At 73.4% G+C, this 16317-nt stretch carries 14 protein-coding genes; 5 read left to right on the plus strand and 9 right to left on the minus strand.

What is annotated here, in order from left to right; genetic code table 11:
- Positions 1–141: 141 nt before the first annotated feature.
- Positions 142–918, minus strand: coding sequence for a LysR family substrate-binding domain-containing protein (locus WFJ17_RS11025; protein WP_251438798.1), 777 nt, complete (start codon positions 916–918; stop codon positions 142–144).
- 154 nt (positions 919–1072) lie between these two features.
- On the opposite strand from WFJ17_RS11025, the gene WFJ17_RS11030 reads away from it, so the two are divergent.
- Positions 1073–1480 (plus strand): transferase, encoded by a 408-nt coding sequence (locus WFJ17_RS11030; protein WP_251438797.1) that lies wholly within the window; start codon positions 1073–1075, stop codon positions 1478–1480.
- 268 nt (positions 1481–1748) lie between these two features.
- Here WFJ17_RS11030 and WFJ17_RS11035 read toward each other — a convergent pair whose 3' ends face one another.
- The 3 genes from WFJ17_RS11035 to WFJ17_RS11045 are packed head-to-tail and all read right to left on the minus strand — an operon-like array spanning position 1749 to position 8111.
- Entirely contained in the window at positions 1749–2522 is a 774-nt protein-coding gene (locus WFJ17_RS11035; RefSeq protein WP_336648438.1) for a DNA-formamidopyrimidine glycosylase family protein, read from the minus strand.
- Positions 2515–3288, minus strand: a complete 774-nt coding sequence (locus tag WFJ17_RS11040; protein WP_336648439.1) for an EI24 domain-containing protein — start codon at positions 3286–3288, stop codon at positions 2515–2517. Before WFJ17_RS11040 ends, WFJ17_RS11035 begins: the two co-directional genes overlap by 8 nt.
- Positions 3289–3317: 29 nt before the next feature.
- Positions 3318–8111 (minus strand): ATP-dependent helicase, encoded by a 4794-nt coding sequence (locus WFJ17_RS11045; protein ID WP_336648440.1) that lies wholly within the window; start codon positions 8109–8111, stop codon positions 3318–3320.
- 161 nt (positions 8112–8272) lie between these two features.
- Here WFJ17_RS11045 and WFJ17_RS11050 point away from each other — a divergent pair, with 161 nt between their 5' ends.
- A complete protein-coding gene (locus WFJ17_RS11050) occupies positions 8273–8701 on the plus strand; it encodes a DUF6157 family protein (protein ID WP_251438793.1) in 429 nt (142 codons plus the stop codon).
- 13 nt (positions 8702–8714) lie between these two features.
- Here WFJ17_RS11050 and WFJ17_RS11055 read toward each other — a convergent pair whose 3' ends face one another.
- The 3 genes from WFJ17_RS11055 to WFJ17_RS11065 all read right to left on the minus strand — a co-directional run bounded on the left by WFJ17_RS11055 (position 8715) and on the right by WFJ17_RS11065 (position 11462).
- Positions 8715–8897 carry a PspC domain-containing protein gene (locus tag WFJ17_RS11055; protein WP_251438792.1) on the minus strand — a complete coding sequence of 61 codons (183 nt, stop codon included), beginning with the start codon at positions 8895–8897 and terminating at the stop codon, positions 8715–8717.
- A 38-nt stretch (positions 8898–8935) separates the two neighbouring features.
- Positions 8936–9577 (minus strand): NADPH-dependent F420 reductase, encoded by a 642-nt coding sequence (locus WFJ17_RS11060; RefSeq protein ID WP_336648441.1) that lies wholly within the window; start codon positions 9575–9577, stop codon positions 8936–8938.
- Positions 9578–9698: 121 nt separating this feature from the next.
- A complete protein-coding gene (locus tag WFJ17_RS11065) occupies positions 9699–11462 on the minus strand; it encodes an ABC-F family ATP-binding cassette domain-containing protein (protein WP_336648442.1) in 1764 nt (587 codons plus the stop codon).
- A 369-nt stretch (positions 11463–11831) separates the two neighbouring features.
- Here WFJ17_RS11065 and WFJ17_RS11070 point away from each other — a divergent pair, with 369 nt between their 5' ends.
- The gene (locus tag WFJ17_RS11070; protein ID WP_251438789.1) at positions 11832–12122 is read left to right on the plus strand and encodes a hypothetical protein; all 291 of its coding nucleotides are present in this window, start codon (positions 11832–11834) and stop codon (positions 12120–12122) included.
- Here WFJ17_RS11070 and WFJ17_RS11075 read toward each other — a convergent pair.
- A complete protein-coding gene (locus WFJ17_RS11075; protein WP_336648443.1) occupies positions 12086–12763 on the minus strand; it encodes an alpha/beta hydrolase in 678 nt (225 codons plus the stop codon). The genes WFJ17_RS11070 and WFJ17_RS11075 overlap by 37 nt on opposite strands.
- Positions 12764–12921: 158 nt before the next feature.
- Between WFJ17_RS11075 and WFJ17_RS11080 the strand changes: the two genes are divergently transcribed.
- A complete protein-coding gene (locus WFJ17_RS11080) occupies positions 12922–13548 on the plus strand; it encodes an NUDIX hydrolase family protein (RefSeq protein WP_251438787.1) in 627 nt (208 codons plus the stop codon).
- 64 nt (positions 13549–13612) lie between these two features.
- On the opposite strand, the gene WFJ17_RS11085 is transcribed toward WFJ17_RS11080, so the two are convergent.
- The gene (locus WFJ17_RS11085; protein WP_251438786.1) at positions 13613–14680 is read right to left on the minus strand and encodes a threonine aldolase family protein; all 1068 of its coding nucleotides are present in this window, start codon (positions 14678–14680) and stop codon (positions 13613–13615) included.
- A 167-nt stretch (positions 14681–14847) separates the two neighbouring features.
- Between WFJ17_RS11085 and WFJ17_RS11090 the strand changes: the two genes are divergently transcribed.
- Complete coding sequence (locus WFJ17_RS11090) at positions 14848–16296, plus strand: MFS transporter (protein WP_251438785.1); 1449 nt, start codon at positions 14848–14850, stop codon at positions 16294–16296.
- Positions 16297–16317: the final 21 nt, after the last annotated feature.

The following is a 16317-nucleotide window of genomic DNA, read 5'->3' on the forward strand; positions in this document are numbered from 1 at the left end:
GACGGCGGGCGGGTAGCCTGCCCGGAAGACCGCGGAACGACGGGTCGCCGATGGCGAACCACGGCTGCCGGCCCTGCACAATGCGCGGGCTCCCTGCACAATGGCGCGGCGGACGGGCGGAGGCCGAGGTCCGAGCGGGCGTCAGCGGGAGGAGTTCGCCGTCCGCCCGCGCACGACCCCGACGAACGCCTCGATGTCGGGAGTCGTCGCCCCCTTCGGCCAGGCGAGCAGCACCGGCGAGACGGGCGCGCCGCGCAGGATCCGGAAGTCCACGTCCTTGCGGTGGTGCAGCCGGGCCAGCGACATCGGGGCGACGAGGATCCCGACGCCGGCGGCGATGGTCTCGACCGCGTCCTGGATCGTCTCGAGCGGGGGGATCCGGGACGGGGACGTCGGGAGATCCAGATCCCCCAGCACGTCCTCGTGCGTGGTGAGCAGCGTCTCGCCCTCCAGGTCGGCGGGCGCGAGCTCGTCGGCGGCGAGCAGGTGCGATTCCGAGGAGGCGATCACGACCGGCAACTCCTCGTACAGCGGGATCGCGTGCATGTCCTCGTCGTCGAAGGGGGCGCGCACGAGGGCGAGGTCGACGATCCCGTCGGTGAGGGCCGCCCGCTGCGTCGGGAACGCGATCGGCACGAGCTCGAGCGCGACGTGCGGCATCCGGTCGTTCCAGGTGTCGATCCACCGTCCGGGCGTCGCCCCGGGCACGGCGCCGAGGCGCAGCGTGCGCGGTTCCTCGGGGGTCGGGGCGGGCGCGTCGAAGACGACCTTCTCGGCCTTCTTCGCCGGCCGCTGCGGGGCGCCCTTCGCGGTGCCGTTGCCGGCCTTCGCGGCGTTCCGGCCGCCGGCGGTACTGCGGGCGCCGCCCTTGGCGGAGCGCACCGCGGGTTTGCGTCCGGAAGCGCCTCGCCTGCTCATGCGTTCAGCGTACCGGCGACCGCGTCGCGCCGCCGCTGCGGGGCACGTCGGGGAATCGCGGCGCGACACGCGCGAAATGCGTGCACGGGAATAGATCCGGCACGCACGAGGTTGCAGATGTATCCGGGGAAAGTCCCGGGCACGGGAGGTTTTCGTGGGTAAGAACTACGTCGACATCGAGGACGGCCGTGGAGGCACGCTGCGCTACCGCAAGCACGCCAACGGCCGTGGTCTGATCGCGCACGGTGCCAAGGTGCACCCGCAGGCGATCGTGGAGGCCGGCGCCTATGTCGAACCGGGTGCGAAGGTCGGGGCCGGTGCGCACGTCGCACGCGGCGCCTGGATCGAGCCCGAGGCGATCGTGGGCGTCAACGCCCGGATCGAGGCCCACGCCCACATCGGGCAGGGGGCCGTGATCGGAGACGGCGCCACGATCGGCGTGCGCACCGAGGTCGGCACCGGCGCGCACATCGCGCGCGGTGCGAAGATCGGCGACGACGAGACGGTCGCCGCCGGCATGAATCTGAACACCGACCGCAAGGGCCTCTGGCTCGCGGCCTGATCATCACGGTCGGCCGCCGGGTCGGCCGCTGCGGACCTGTACGCGAAGACGCGCATCCCCGAGGGGTGCGCGTCTTCGCGTAGCGGCCTGTGACGATCAGCACACGCTGCGACGATCAGCACACGCAGTGACGATCAGCACACGGATCCAGCCGGATCCTGTGCCGATCGTGACACTGCGTGCCGATCGTGACACTGCGTGCCGATCGTGACGGCACCGGCCCGAGCAGCAGCACCAGCGCCAGCAGCAGCACCAGGCCGGTGCGCGGTCAGCGCTGGCAGTTCGGGCACCAGAACGTGCGGCGCTCCTCCGTCGGATCGGCGCCCAGCTCGCCCGTGCGGATCGGCGTGCCGCAGCGCCGGCAGGGGCGGCGGGCGCGTCCGTACACCCACGTGGTGCGCCCGGGCAGCGCGACGCCCGTGAAGGTGCGGTCGGGGCGGTCGCGGTTGGCGCGGATCGTGCGCGCTCCCAGATCGAGCAGCGCTGCGGCGTCCACCTCCGTCGCGGGTCGCGTGGGCAGGACGCCCCGCAGGAACAGCAGCTCGGCGGCGTACTCGTTGCCGAACCCCGCGACGTTGCGCTGATCCAGCAGGGCGACGTGGACCGGCCTCGGATCCGCCCCCAGACGGCGCGCGGCCTCGGCCGGATCCCAGTCGTCGGCCAGCGGGTCGGGTCCCAGGTGCCCGACGAGCTCCTCCTCGCGGGCGGTGGGGACGAGCGCGAGCATCGACACCTCGAACCCCACGGCCTCGACATCCGCCGTGCCGACGATCGCCCGCGCCGTGTGCGCCGGCGCCCGCCAGTGCTCGCCGGGCCGGTACAGGTGCCAGGCGCCGTCCATGCGCAGGTGCGAGCGGAGCGTCCGGTCGCCGATGCGCATGAGGATGTGCTTGCCGCGGGGCACCACGGCGTGCACCACCGATCCGGTGAGATCGGCGTCGGCGAGCTGCGGCACCCGCAGGTCGAACCGCGTGATCGTGCCGCCCCGCAGCGCGTGGTCGAGGCGCGCAGCCGCGCGGTAGACGGTGTCGCCCTCAGGCACCCTGCGCCGCCTCGATCGCGTCGGGATCCGCGGCCGCGGCGCGGTCGGTGAGCGCTCGGGCGAGCATGGTGGATCCGGCGACGGCCGCGGGCATCGTGACGACGGCGCCCAGCGGGACCATGAAGCAGAGCTGCGTGGCGACGCCGAAGCCGAGTACCCGCGCCCTGCCCGTCGCGAGGAGGCGTGCGCGATCGCCACGACTCAGGCCGCGGGCGTCGAAGGCGCGCGCGGTGAGCTCCCGGGCGAGCAGGCGCCCGGACAGCAGCACGCCGACGACCGTGGCGAGCACCCCGCCCACGACCGGGACGAACCCGAGGGCCAGGGTCAGCAGGGCGATCAGGACGCCGAGCACGACGAGGCGCAGCCCTTCGCCGACGGTCGACCAGAAACCCGTCTCGCCGGTCGGCTCGGCACCGCCGAGGCTGCGCTCCACCGCGCGCCAGATGCGCTGGTAGAACGGGTCGCCGATCGTCAGCGTGAGGGCGGTGAAGAGGAGCCCTGACAGCACGGCGCCGGCGACGAACAGCACGACGCCGAGGGCGATGCGCAGCGCATCCCGCCAGCCGGCGATCCATCCGTCGGCGAACGGCGTCAGCCAGGCGGTGATCGGGCCGAGCGAGAAGCCGAGGGGGATGAGCAGGGCCGCGAGCAGGAGGGCGCTGATCGCCGCAGGGATGAGTCCGAGGGCGAGCAGTCGCGGCCGGGTGCGCCAGAGGGCGAATCCGCGCAGCAGGGTTCCGACGCCGGCGGCGAACTCGTGGATCATGCCCCCAGGGTAGGCGCGACCGGGCGCGGTCACAGCGCCTTGCGCAGGGTGACACCGCGCGGGGTGGCGACGAAGCCGGCCTCCTGCAGCAGCCGGCTGAGCCGTGCGCCGGTCCCCGGTCCGTCGGCCCCGCGCTCGTACAGCCCGACGCCGTTCGCCTTCTCGACCGTGAGGGTCTCCAGCCGTCTGGCACGGGCGGTCGCCGCGAGGTCGGCCGCCGCCGCGCGCAGGTCGTCCTCGTCGTCGGTGAAGACGAGGACCGTCTTCCCGCCGCGCTCGAGGTAGAGCACCAGGGCTCCGTCGACGAGGACCACGAGAGCCCCGGCCTTGCGTCCGGGACGGTGCGAGACGTCGTCCAGCCGCGGCCAGCCCAGGGCGGCGCCGTAGGGGCTCGCCGGATCCGTGGCCGCGAGCGTCCGCGCGGTGCGCGGCGGGGGATCGGCGAGGCCCGCGAAGGTGCGCAGCCGGTCGATCGTGGCGGAGGCGGCGAACTGCGCCGCGCCGAGCTTCTCGATCACGTAGCCGCGGCGGCAGTGCCCCGCCTCCTCGAACCCTGCGAGCACACGGTAGGCCTGCGCGAACCCTCCGGGCATCCCCTCCGCCTGCACCGACCCGCGGGTGACCACGCCGTAGCGGTCCAGCAGGAGTCCCGCCGAGACCGTGGCCCGCCGAGCCGGATCCGTCTCCGCCTCCGGCAGCAGCGACCAGCGTCCGCCCACCGACAGCGGACGCGGGGCGGCGGAAGGGCGGGCCAGCGACATCCCGCGGAACGTGCGCGTGCGCGGGGCGCGGCGGGCAACCTTGTGCGCCTGGCTGCCACCGCTCACCAGCGAGCGGATCGGCGCGAAGGTGTCGTTCGTGACGTGGCCCGCCCACGCGAGGTTCCACAGCGCCTCCACGACGGAGGCCTCGTTCTCGGCCCCCGTGGACTCCCGCAGCTGTGCGGCGAAGTAGGCCCCGCCGGAGGAGAGCGCGGCCAGCAGCTGCGCCTCGAGGGATCCGGGCTCCGGCGTCTCCTCGGGGAACGGCACGGTGAAGGGGGCGAGGTCGGCGGGGTGCAGCGACACCCAGCCGTCGCGGCCGGGCAGGGCGCCGTGGCCCGCCCAGACGACCTCGCCGGCGCTGGTCAGCTCGTCGAGCATCGCCGGCGCGTAGTCGCGCACGCGCTGCGGCAGGATCAGCGACTCCCAGGCGCTCGCCGGGATCGGCATGCCCGCGAGCTGCTCGATCACCGTCGCCACCCCGTCGATGCCCTCGAGCGGACGGGCCACGTGCTGCCACTCGGGCAGGAACCGCGCGAACGCGGTCGGCGGCACGGGCTCGACGCTGCCGCGGATCGCGGCGAGGGAGCGCATCCGCAGCCGGCGCAGCACCTCGGTGTCGCACCATTCGGTCTCGTCGGGGCCGGCGGATTCCTGCGGGCCGGAGGATCCGGGCGGATCGGAGTCCCGGCCTGCGGCGGAAGGGTCGGGCAGGAAGTACCCGCTCGTGACGCGCCCGTCGGCCTCGAGGCGCTGCAGCGTCTGGCGCACGATCGCGGTGCCGAGGCCGAACCGCCGGGCGACGGCCGAGCCGAGGAACGGGCCGTGCGTGCGCGCGTGCCGGGCGACGAGGTCGCCCAGCGGATCGGCGACCGGCTCCAGGAACGCCACGGGGATCCCGACGGGCAGCGGCGCGCCCAGCGCGTCGCGCAGACGCCCCGCATCCTCGATGGCGGCGACGCGCCGGATCCCGCCGACGGTCACCTCGATGGCGCGGCGGGCCTCGATCAGCGTCGCGAGGTGCGCCGCAGCCGCGGCATCCGTCGAAGCGCCCGGCGCGTCCGGGTCGGGTTCGAGCCGGTCTGCGACCTCCTCCGCGTCCAGCGGGCCGAGGAGGCGCAGCAGATCGGCCACGCCCTCGACCCCGCGTGCGCGACGGGACGGATCCAGGCGCTGCGCCTCGCGCTCGAACTGCGCGATCACGTCCGGATCCAGCAGCTCGCGCAGCTCGACGGTGCCGAGCAGCTCGCCCAGCAGCGCCGGATCCACCGACAGCGCCGCAGCCCGGCGCTCCGCGAGCGGAGAGTCGCCCTCGTACATGAACGCGCCGACGTAGCCGAAGAGCAGATCGCGGGCGAACGGCGACGGCTGCGCGGTCTGCACCTCGACGAGCCGGATGCGCCGCTCGGCGATGCCGGACGCGAGGCGCCGCAGCGAGGGGAGGTCGTAGACGTCCTGCAGCACCTCGCGCAGGGTCTCCAGGATGATCGGGAACGTCGGGTGCCTGCGGGCCACCTCGAGCAGCTGCGCGGCGCGCTGCCGCTGCTGCCAGAGCGGGCTGCGCCGGTTCGGGTTCATCCGGGGCATGAGCAGCGCCCGCGCGGCCGACTCGCGGAACCGGGAGGCGAAGAGGGCGGATCCGCCCACCTCGTCGGTCACGATCCGCTCGAGCTCGTCGGGCTCGAAGACGAACAATTCGGCTCCGGGCGGCTCGGCGTCGGCGTCGGGCACGCGCACGATGATGCCGTCGTCGCTCGCCACCGCAGAGCCCTCGACGCCCAGGCGCTCGCGGATCCGCGCGTTCACCGCGAGGGCCCATGGCGCGTGCACGGTCTGCCCGTAGGGGGAGTGCAGGATCACGCGCCAGTCGCCGATCTCATCGCGGCTGCGCTCGACGGTGAGCGCCCGGTCGGTGGGCAGCGTGCCCGTCGCCTCCTTCTGCTCATTGAGGTGCGCGAGCAGGTTGTCCTGCGCGTGCACGTCGAGCCCCGCGGCGGCGAGCCGCTCCCTGGCCTTCGCCTCCGGGGCGCCGTGCACCTCGCGGTTGAAGACGCCGAGGGCCTCGCCGAGCTCGAACGGGCGGCCGAGGCCGTCGCCGTGCCAGAACGGCACCTTGCCGGGCTGACCGTAGGCGGGGATCACGTTGACCCGGTCGTGGGTGATCTCGGCGATCCGCCAGCTCGTGGTGCCGAGCGTGAAGACGTCGCCCACGCGGGACTCGTAGACCATCTCCTCGTCGAGCTCGCCCACGCGCGCCCCCGTGGTCTCGCCGGCGACGAACACGCCGAACAGCCCGCGGTCGGGGATCGTGCCGCCGCTCGTGACCGCGATCCGCTGCGCGCCGGGACGCCCGGTCAGGGTGCCCGCATCGCGGTCCCACACCAGGCGCGGACGCAGCTCGGCGAACTCGTCGGAGGGGAACCGGCCGGCCAGCAGGTCGAGGGTCGCCTCGTACGCCGAACGGGGGAGCGCGGCGAACGGCGCGCTCCGGCGCACCGTGTCGAACCACTGCTCGACGTCCAGCGGTTCCAGCGCGCACGCGGCGACGGTCTGCTGGGCGAGGATGTCGAGGGGGTTCCGCGGCACGCTGATCGCCTCGATCTGCCCGGCGAGCATGCGCTCGGTGACGATCGCGGTGTGCAGCACGTCGCCCCGGTGCTTGGGGAACAGCGACGCCCGGCTGATCTCGCCGACCTGGTGCCCGGCGCGGCCCACGCGCTGCAGGCCGGATGCGGCGGACGGGGGCGCCTCCACCTGGATCACGAGGTCGACGGCACCCATGTCGATCCCGAGCTCGAGGCTGCTCGTCGCCACGACGCAGCGCAGCACTCCCGCCTTCAGCTCCTCCTCGACGAGCGCACGCTGCTCCTTCGAGACGGATCCGTGGTGCGCCTTGGCGAGCACCGGGTCGGCTCCCGCCGTCGATCCCGCCTGTGCCATCATCGCGGCGGGGACCATGGCCGCCGGCAGGTCGAGCCCGATCCGCTCGCTGTAGATCTCGTTCAGGCGTCCCGTGAGCCGTTCGGCGAGGCGCCTCGAGTTGGCGAACACGATCGTCGACCGGTTCTGCAGGATCCTGTCGACGATCGCCTCTTCGACGTGCGGCCAGACGGATCCCGTCATCTCCGTGTTCTCGCCGAACGCGTCGGCGCCGCCGGCCGACTGGTCGATCCGCTCCGCAACGGACGGTCGCGGGGTCTCGTCGGCGCCCGGGGGCGGGGGCGGGTTGAGCATGTCCTCGATCGGCACGACGACCTGCAGGTCGAAGGTCTTGGACGCCGGGGGCGCCACGATCTCGACGGGCTGCGCTCCGCCGAGGAACCGGGCGACCTCGTCGATCGGGCGCACCGTCGCCGACAGGCCGATCCGCTGCACCGGGCGGTAGGGCACGCCGGCCTCGGCGTCGGCCGTCCGCCGCAGCTGGTCGAGCCGCTCCAGGCTCACCGCGAGGTGGGCGCCGCGCTTGGTCGCCGCGACCGCGTGCACCTCGTCGATGATGACCGTGTGCACGTCGCGCAGGGTGTCGCCGGCGCGGCTCGTGAGCATGAGGTAGAGAGATTCGGGCGTGGTGATGAGGATGTCCGGCGGATCCACGACGAGCCGACGCCGGTCCGACGAGGTCGTGTCGCCCGAGCGCACGCCCACCGTCACCGCGGGCGCGGGGACCCCGAGCCGACGCGCGGACTGCCCGATGCCGATGAGGGGCGAGCGCAGGTTGCGCTCCACGTCGACACCCAGGGCCTTGAGCGGCGAGATGTAGAGGATCCGGGTGCGGCCGGGCCTGTCGGCGTCGGCCTTCCGGCGCCCCTTGCCGGTCCTCGCCGCGGCGGGGGCGACGGACTCGGCCGCCGCGGCTTCGGCCGTGCGCTCGCGGAACACCCGGTCGATCGCCCAGAGGAACGCCGACAGCGTCTTACCGGATCCGGTCGGGGCGACCACGAGCGCGTTACGGCCGCTCGAGATCGCCTCCCATGCCCCGGCCTGCGCGGCGGTGGGCGCGGTGAACGCCCCGCGGAACCAGTCCTGGGTCGCGGGGGTGAAGCGGTCGAGCACATCGCTCATCCGTCCATCTTCGCCGGTGCCGCCGACATCGGGCGCGGAGAGGGGTGTCCGGGCAGCGAACTCCGCTCCGTCGCAGCGCCGTCCACGGCCGGCATCGCTCCGCGATCGGACTGTCGCGGATCGCCAAGCCCGAGGTCGGCGCACGGTGCGAGCATGGTTCCATGGCGGTGCACACAACGAACTACACGAGGACGTTCATCGAGGTGGCCGAGGACTGCCCGACCGATCACGCCCAGGAGCCGCCCGCGGGCCCTGCGACGACCGCGGCGAGCGTCCCCACGATCGCCGCGCTGCACTACCGCATGATCGCGGAGCACCCCTTCGAGCACACCTCGGACGACGTCGTCTTCTCCACCTGGGCGCTGCGCCGCGGGCTGGATCCGGCCGACGCCGAGGCCCGGGCGGCGTTCTTCGCGAAGGGTCAGGCATGCCTGCGCGCCTCTCCGCTGGGCAAGCGGTACGGCTGGGGCGTGCTCAGCGACGCCGAGGGGCGGGTCGCCCTGGTGCCGCGCGAGTCCGAGGAGTACGCCCTGCTCGCGGCGGATCCGGAGCTCGGGCACACCCGCGCGATGCGGTCCAAGCGCGCCTGATCGGCGGCCGCGCTCAGCGCTCGTTCGGGATGACGATCCACAGCACGAGGTAGACCCACAGCGGGAGCCCGGCGAAGATCATCGCGATGACCGCGATGATGCGCACGAGCGCGACGGGCATGCCGAAGCGGCGGGCGAGGCCGGCGCACACGCCGGCGATGAAACGGCCCTTGCGGGGGCGGACGAGGTCGCTCATGGCCCCATCCTGCCCCCGCCGCCTGGGCGGCTGCTGGATCAGGGCAGGCGGTTGGCGATGGCGAGGTTGGCGCGCAGCTCCTCGGCGTTCTGCCGCGTGACGTAGGCCGGGCGGTCTCGTTCGAGGCGCCACGACTCGCTCAGCGGGCCGGCGCTCACGGTGTCGAAGCCGAGGCGGTCGTAGAGATCGGTCACGAAGGCGACCGCGGCTTCGTCGTCGCCCGCGGTGCCGAGGGCGCGCCGGTCGGGCGTGCCCGCCGGGGATCCGGTGGTCAGGATCTCCTCGGCCCGGATCTGGTTGAACGCCTTCACGACGGTCGATTCGCGCAGGTGGGCCTGCACCAGCTGGGAGGTGGTGGTCTCGCCGCGGTCGAGGGCCTCGATGCGACCGTCCCGCTCGAAGTAGTAGTTGTTCGTGTCGAGCACGAGCTTCCCGGCGAGCGGAGCCGCGGGGACGTCCTTCAGGGCTTTGAGCGGAACCGTGACGACGGCGACGTCCGCGGCCTCGGCGGCGCCGGTCGCGGTGGATGCCGTCACGTGCGGGCCGAGCCGTGCCGCGAGCCCGGCGAGCGTCTCCGGGCCGCGCGAGTTCGCGATCACGACGTCGTAGCCGAGGCCGGCGAAGGCCTCCGCGAGCGCGCTGCCGATGTGTCCTGCACCGATGATTCCGATCGTTGTCATGACGTCCGCAACAGCGCGCTCCCGCGGTCGCATTCCCGACGCGCCGGAACCGCGAGGCCGTGCGCCCGGCCGGACCAGGGAGAGGGCCGGCCGGGCGCGCGCGGGGACCGCGGGGGCCGGGTCAGGTGCCGAGCGCCACCTCGGAGAGCACGCCCTCCGCATCGAGTTCGAGCGTCAGATCCAGGTCCAGCCGCCGCAGGAAGGCGTCGTCGTGGCTGACGATCAGCACGGCCCCGCGGTAGGCGCGCAGCGCCTGCACGACCTGTTCGACCGTGTCGAGGTCGAGGTTGTTGGTCGGCTCGTCCAGCACCACGAGGTGCGGGGCGGGATCCCCGAGCAGCAGCGCCGCGAGGGCGACCCGGAAGCGCTCGCCGCCGGAGAGCGCCCCGACCGGCCGGTCCATCGCCGCACCCCGGATGAGGAACCGCGCGAGCCGGTTCCGCAGCTCCTTGTCCGGGATCTCCGGGGCGCGGGCGGCGACGTTCTCGACGACCGTGGCCCGGTCGTCGAGGCCGTCGATCCGCTGCGGCAGGTATCCGATGCGGTCGGTGTGGCGTGCGCAATTCAGGCCAGAAGCCGCGGAAGTCCCGGAATCGGCCGTTTCGGCCGTCGTGTCGGAGAGCGAGCCTGAATTCGGTACGGCTCCGAGCGGTACTTTCGGCACGGCGCCAGGTTTCGGCGCGGGATTGTCGCCCGGTTCCGGCTCTGCTGAGAGCGGAGCCGGGGTCGTGGTGCCGGCGCCGTCGACCAGCCGGCGCAGCAGCGTCGTCTTGCCGACGCCGTTGCGGCCGATCAGTGCGACCCGCTCGGGGCCCTGGATCGTCCAGGACCGCTCGCCGTCGCCGATCGTGGCGATGCGCCGGGCCCGGGAGACCCCCGGATCCGGCAGCTCGATCTTCATCGCGGCGTCGTCGCGGATCCGCCGGCCGGCCTCGTCGAGCGCGGCGCGCGCCGCTCCCTCCTTCTCGGCGACCTCGGTGCGCAGGCGTCCCGCCGACACCTCGGCGGCCATCCTCCGGCCGTGCGCGACGATCTTCGGCACGCGCTTCTCATGCTCGGCCTTGTTCGCCATGCGGGCGCGCGTGGCGAGCTTGGTCTCGGCCTCGATGCGCTGCCTCTTCTCCTTCTTGAACGCCTGCTTGGCGTCCTTCTCGGCCTGCCGTGCCGCATCCTGCTCGGCGTCCAGCCAGGCGCGCCAGGCGGAGTAGGGGCCGCCGAAGACGCTGAGCTCGTGCCCGTACAGCTCGGCGGTGTCGTCCATGAGCTCGAGCAGCGCGACGTCGTGGCTGACGACGACGAGCGTGCCCCGCCACGATCGCACCATCTCGCCGAGCCGGGCTCGCGCGTCCCGGTCGAGGTTGTTCGTCGGCTCGTCGAGCAGCGTGATCGGCGCGCGGCGCGCCCGTATCCCGGCGATCGCGACCAGTACGGCCTCGCCACCGGAGAGCTCGCCCACGGTGCGGTCGAGGAACGACGGATCGAGCCCCGCCTCGGCCAGGGCGGCCGCGGCGCGGGCCTCGACGTCCCAGTCGTCGCCGACCTCGTCGAAGCGGGCGGGGTCGACGTCGCCCGCCGCGATGGCGCGGACCGCGTCGAGCGCCGCGGCCACGCCGAGCAGCTCGGCGACCCGGGCGTGCGTGTCGAGCGTGAGGCGCTGCGGCAGGTACGCCACGTCGCCGGTCGCGGCGATCCGCCCCGACGTCGGGGCGAGCTCCCCGGCGATCAGCCGGAGCAGCGTGGACTTGCCGGATCCGTTGCGGCCGACGAGGCCGGTGCGGCCGGCTCCGAACGCGCCGGAGACGGCGTCGAGCGCGGTGGATCCGTCGGGCCAGCGGAACATGACGCGGTCGAGCACGACCGCGGAGGAAGGGGTGGGTGATGACATGGGGCGGCTCCCGGAAGATGTTCGGGTGCGCTGATGCCGGAGGATCCTGAGCCGGTCGCGGAGGGGACGTCGCGGAGAGCGGTCCCGGCTCTCGGGGGCAGGTCACCGGAAGACCGGAGACGCCTGTGCCGAAGCGGCGTGGGCAGGAAGGAGTGTCGGATCAGCGCGTGGATGGAACGCGGAGGCGACGACTCAGATCAAGGGACTTCCTTACACGGCGGACAGGACCCGGACGACGATACCGGGCCCCCGAGGATCGTGCAACCCGGGCGTGTCGCGGCTCGGCGGCGCTACGTGCCGGCACGTTCCCGGATACGGATCCTCCGAGAGACGGATGCCGGGCGGCCCGGCCGGACCTAGCCTGGGGGGATGGTGGAGCAGAGGCCGGCCTCGGGCGAGACGTTGCGGCGGATGGGACTCGGCGTCGGGCTCGCGATCGGCATGGGCGTCGGGGTGGCGCTCGGATCCGCGCTGCACAACATGGGCACCGGCATCGCGCTCGGCCTCGTGGTCGGCGCCGCCGTCATGGTGCTGTTCACCTGGGCGGGCACGCGCATGCAGCGGGACGAGCAGCGCCGGCGCAGCGAGGCGGACGCCGCGGCCGGGGCGGACGAGGATCCGGATCAGCCGTCCGCGGGAGCGGGCTCGGCCGAAGACTGAAGGCTCTCCAGCCAGCCGTCGAGGAACCGGCGGACGTCGGCCAGCTCCTCCTCGGACACGCTGTGCGTGAGTCCCGGGTACACGCGTCCGGTCAGCTCGGCGTGATCCGGCAGCCACTGCGCGGTGTGCACGATGAGCGCGGGCGGGATGACGTCGTCGCGCGAGCCGCGTCCCCAGAACACCGGGATGCGCCTCTCGCGCAGCGCGGAGTCGCCGGGCAGCTCCCCAGGGGCCGCGTAGCCGCTGAGGTTCACGACCGCGGCGATGCGATCCGGATCCCGGCGGGCCGCCTGCAGCGCGACGGAGGCGCCCTGGGAGAACCCGAGCAGCGCGACGGACGGCGCGTCGGCGGCCTCGGCGTCGAGCCAGCGCAGCACGGCGTCGGCGGCGGCGGTCACGGAGGCCGGATCGCGGCGCTCCAGCTCGTCGATCGGATACCAGGAGCGCCCGGGCATCGGCCACGGCGCGGGGTGCGGGGCGGGGACCGAGGCCACGGCCGCGCCCTCGGGGAGGAACGGCACGAGCGAGAACAGGTCGCGCTCATCGGATCCGTAGCCGTGCAGCAGCACCAGCAGCGGGAGCGCCTCGCCCTGGCGGGCCCAGCGCACCGCGGTGCGATCGATCTCGACGGTTTCGGCCATGCGTCCATCCTGCCTCAGGGATCCGACCTCGCCCCGCGGGATCCGTGAGAGACCGGATTCTGTGTGACACACCATCCCCGCCGTGGTGCCTCACACAGAATCCGGTGTTTCGTCCATCGCGCTCACGGGTCCTCGTGACGCGCTGGTAGAAAGGGACCATGGCGGTACGCACACCCGACCCCGATCCGGCCGACGACGACGGCCTCCCCGACGCGCTCGCGGGAGGGCTCCCGTCGGGGCTCGACGGTCTGGGCGCCTCCGGCGGGGCGAACCCCGGCTGGCTGACCGACTTCGAGCTCGCCCAGGCCCGGCGCCGGCTGCCGATGCTCTACGTCGAGGCGGTGCCGGTGCGCACCGACGGATCCGGCATGGTGACCGACATCGGGATCCTGCTGCGTGCGACGCCGCTCGGCGAGATCACGCGCACCATCGTCTCCGGCCGCGTGCGCTACGGCGAGACCGTGCGGGACGCGCTGTTCCGGCACCTGGAGAACGACCTGGGACCGATGGCGTTCCCGATGCTGCCGCCCTCGCCCGCGCCGTTCACGGTCGCCGAGTACTTCCCGCTCCCGGGTGTGAGCGCCTATCACGACGACCGCCAGCACGCCGTGTCACTGGCGTTCGTCGTGCCCGTGACGGGCACGTGCGAGCCGCGTCAGGACGCGCTCGAGGTGACCTGGTTCAGCCCCGAGGAGGCGGCGAGCGATGCGCTCGCCGCCGAGATGGAGGGCGGCCGGGGCACGCTCATCCGCCAGGCGCTCGCGCACCTCGGCCTGCTGCGCTGACCCGGGCCCGCTGTGCTGACCCGGGCCCGCTGCGCTGACCCGGGCCTGCGGCTGACCCCGGGCCTCAGCGGCTGGTCTCCTCGGCGACGAGGGCGACGAGGGCGTCGATGTCGGCCTCGGTCGTGTCGAAGCCGCACATCCAGCGCACCTCGTTGCGCGCCGCGTCCCAGTCGTAGAACCGGAAGGTCTCGCGCAACCGGTCGGCGACGCCGTCGGGCAGGGTCGCGAAGACCCCGTTCGACTGGGTCCGCTGCGTGAAGCCGACGCCCTGGATGGATCCGTCGGCGATCCCGGCCTCGAGCGCGGAGCGCAGCCGCTGCGCCATGGCGTTCGCGTGGCGGGCGTTGCGCAGGTACAGGTCGCCTTCGAGCAGCGCGATGAGCTGCGCCGACACGAAGCGCATCTTCGAGGCGAGCTGCATGTTGAACTTGCGGGAGTAGACGAGGCCGTCGGCGGCGCCCGGGGTGAGCACCACGATCGCCTCGCCGAGCATCGCGCCGTTCTTGGTGCCGCCGAAGCTCAGCACGTCCACGCCGGCATCGCGCGTGAAGGCGCGCAGCGGCAGGTCGAGCGCCGCGGCGGCGTTGGAGAGCCGGGCGCCGTCGAGGTGCAGCTTCATGCCGCGCTCGTGGGCGTGATCGGCGAGGGCGCGGATCTCCTCGGCGGTGTAGAGCGTGCCGACCTCGGTCGACTGGGTGATGGAGACGACCAGCGGCTGGGCGCGGTGCTCGTCGCCCCAGCCCCACGCCTCGCGGTCGACGAGCTCGGGGGTGAGCTTGCCGTCGTCGGTCGGCACGGCCAGGATCTTGAACCCGCCGATGCGCTCGGGGGCGCCGCCCTCGTCGACGTTGATGTGCGCGGTCGTGGCCGAGATCACGGCGCCCCAGCGCGGCAGCATGGCCTGCAGACCGGTGACGTTCGCGCCGGTGCCGTTGAAGACCGGGAAGGCCTCGACGCCCTCGCCGAAGTGGTGCCGGAAGACCTCCTGCAACCGCTCGGTGTACAGATCCTCGCCGTACGCGATCTGGTGGCCGCCGTTGGCCGCCGTGATCGCCGCGAGCACCTCGGGGTGGATGCCGGAGTAGTTGTCGGATGCGAAGCCCCGGATCGCGGGGTCGTGCTCGATGTTCACCGCACAAGTCTATTCGGCGGGGCCGCGCGCGATGGTCCGCCGGACCCGCGCCGGACCCGCGCCGGACCCGCGCCGGAGCCGCCCGGACCCGCGCCGGACCGCGCCGGAACCGCCCGGCGGCCGGGCTCGGGTTCCGGATGTCGGAGGTCCGTCCTACGCTCTGATCCATGAGGAGCACGGTCGCCTCCCGGGCGTTCGCCGGAGTGCTCGTCAACACGCTGATCGCCAACGTGACGACGAGCTTCCTCTGGTTCGCGCTCACGTTCTGGGTCTACATCGAGACGCGGTCCGTGCTCGCCACGGGCATCATCGGCGGCGCCTACATGCTCTTCATCGCGTTCTTCGCGATGGTCTTCGGCACGATCGTCGACCGGCACCGCAAGCACACCGTCATGCTGCTGTCGAGCGTGGTCTCGGCCGCGGCGTTCCTCGTCGCCGGGGGGATCTACCTCGCGCGGCCGGAGTCGTCGCTGCTGGATCTGGGCGGACCGTGGTTCTGGCTGTTCTCCGGGGTGATCCTGTTCGGCGGTGTGATCGAGCAGCTCCGCAACATCGCCCTGTCGACGACCGTGACCCTGCTCGTACCCGAGGAGAGGCACGCCAACGCCAACGGTCTCGTCGGCACGGTGCAGGGGGTCGCCTTCCTGGTGACCAGCGTGTTCTCCGGACTGTCGGTCGGATTCCTGGGCATGGGGTGGACCCTGGTGATCGCGATCGCCGCCATGGCGCTCACCCTCCTGCACCTGCTCTTCCTGCGGATCCCGGAGGAGCGCCCGCAGCCCGATCCCGGCGGCGCCGGGGCCCTCGATCTCCGCGGCAGCGCGCGGGCGATCCGGCAGGCGCCGGGGCTGTTCGCCCTCATCGTCTTCTCGACGTTCAACAACCTCATCGGCGGCGTCTACTTGGCGCTCATGGATCCGTACGGCCTCACCCTGTTCGACGCGCAGACGTGGGGCTTCGCCCTGGCGTTCTCCTCGACGGGATTCCTCATCGGCGGCGCCCTCGTGGCGAAGTTCGGGCTCGGGGCGAAGCCGATGCGCACTCTGCTGCTGCTGGTCATGGCGATGGGCCTGCTCGGCGCGGTCTTCATGCTGCGGGAGTGGTGGCCGCTGTACGTGGTCGGCATGTGGATCTACATGGCGCTGGTGCCGCCGGTGGAAGCGGCGGAGCAGACGGTGATCCAGAAGGTCGTGCCCTTCGAACGGCAGGGCAGGGTGTTCGGCGTCGCGGCGGCCATGGAGGCGGCTGCCGCGCCGATCACCGCCTTCCTCATCGCCCCGCTCGCGGAGTTCCTCGTCATCCCCTACATGGACGGGGATGCGGGCCGAGAGCAGTGGGGGTGGCTGCTCGGCGAGGGTCACGCGCGCGGCATCGCCCTCATCTGCCTCTGGGCCGGCCTGATCATGGTGGTGGTCGCCGGGCTCGCGTTCCTCACGCGGTCGTATCGCCGCCTCACCGCCCTCTATGCGCAGGCGCCCGCGCAGGTGCTCCCCGTTGCGGGCCCGGCCGACGAGGGCGAGGCGCCCGCACAGGCGCTCCCGGTTGCGGGCCCGGCTGAGGGTGCCGAGGCGCCCGGGTCCGTGGAGGCCGAGGAGCGCGGCCGGCACGGACCCTGAGCAGCGCGGCGCGGAAGCACG

This window comes from Microbacterium sp. MMO-10 (genome assembly GCF_037148715.1).
GTDB lineage: Bacteria > Actinomycetota > Actinomycetes > Actinomycetales > Microbacteriaceae > Microbacterium.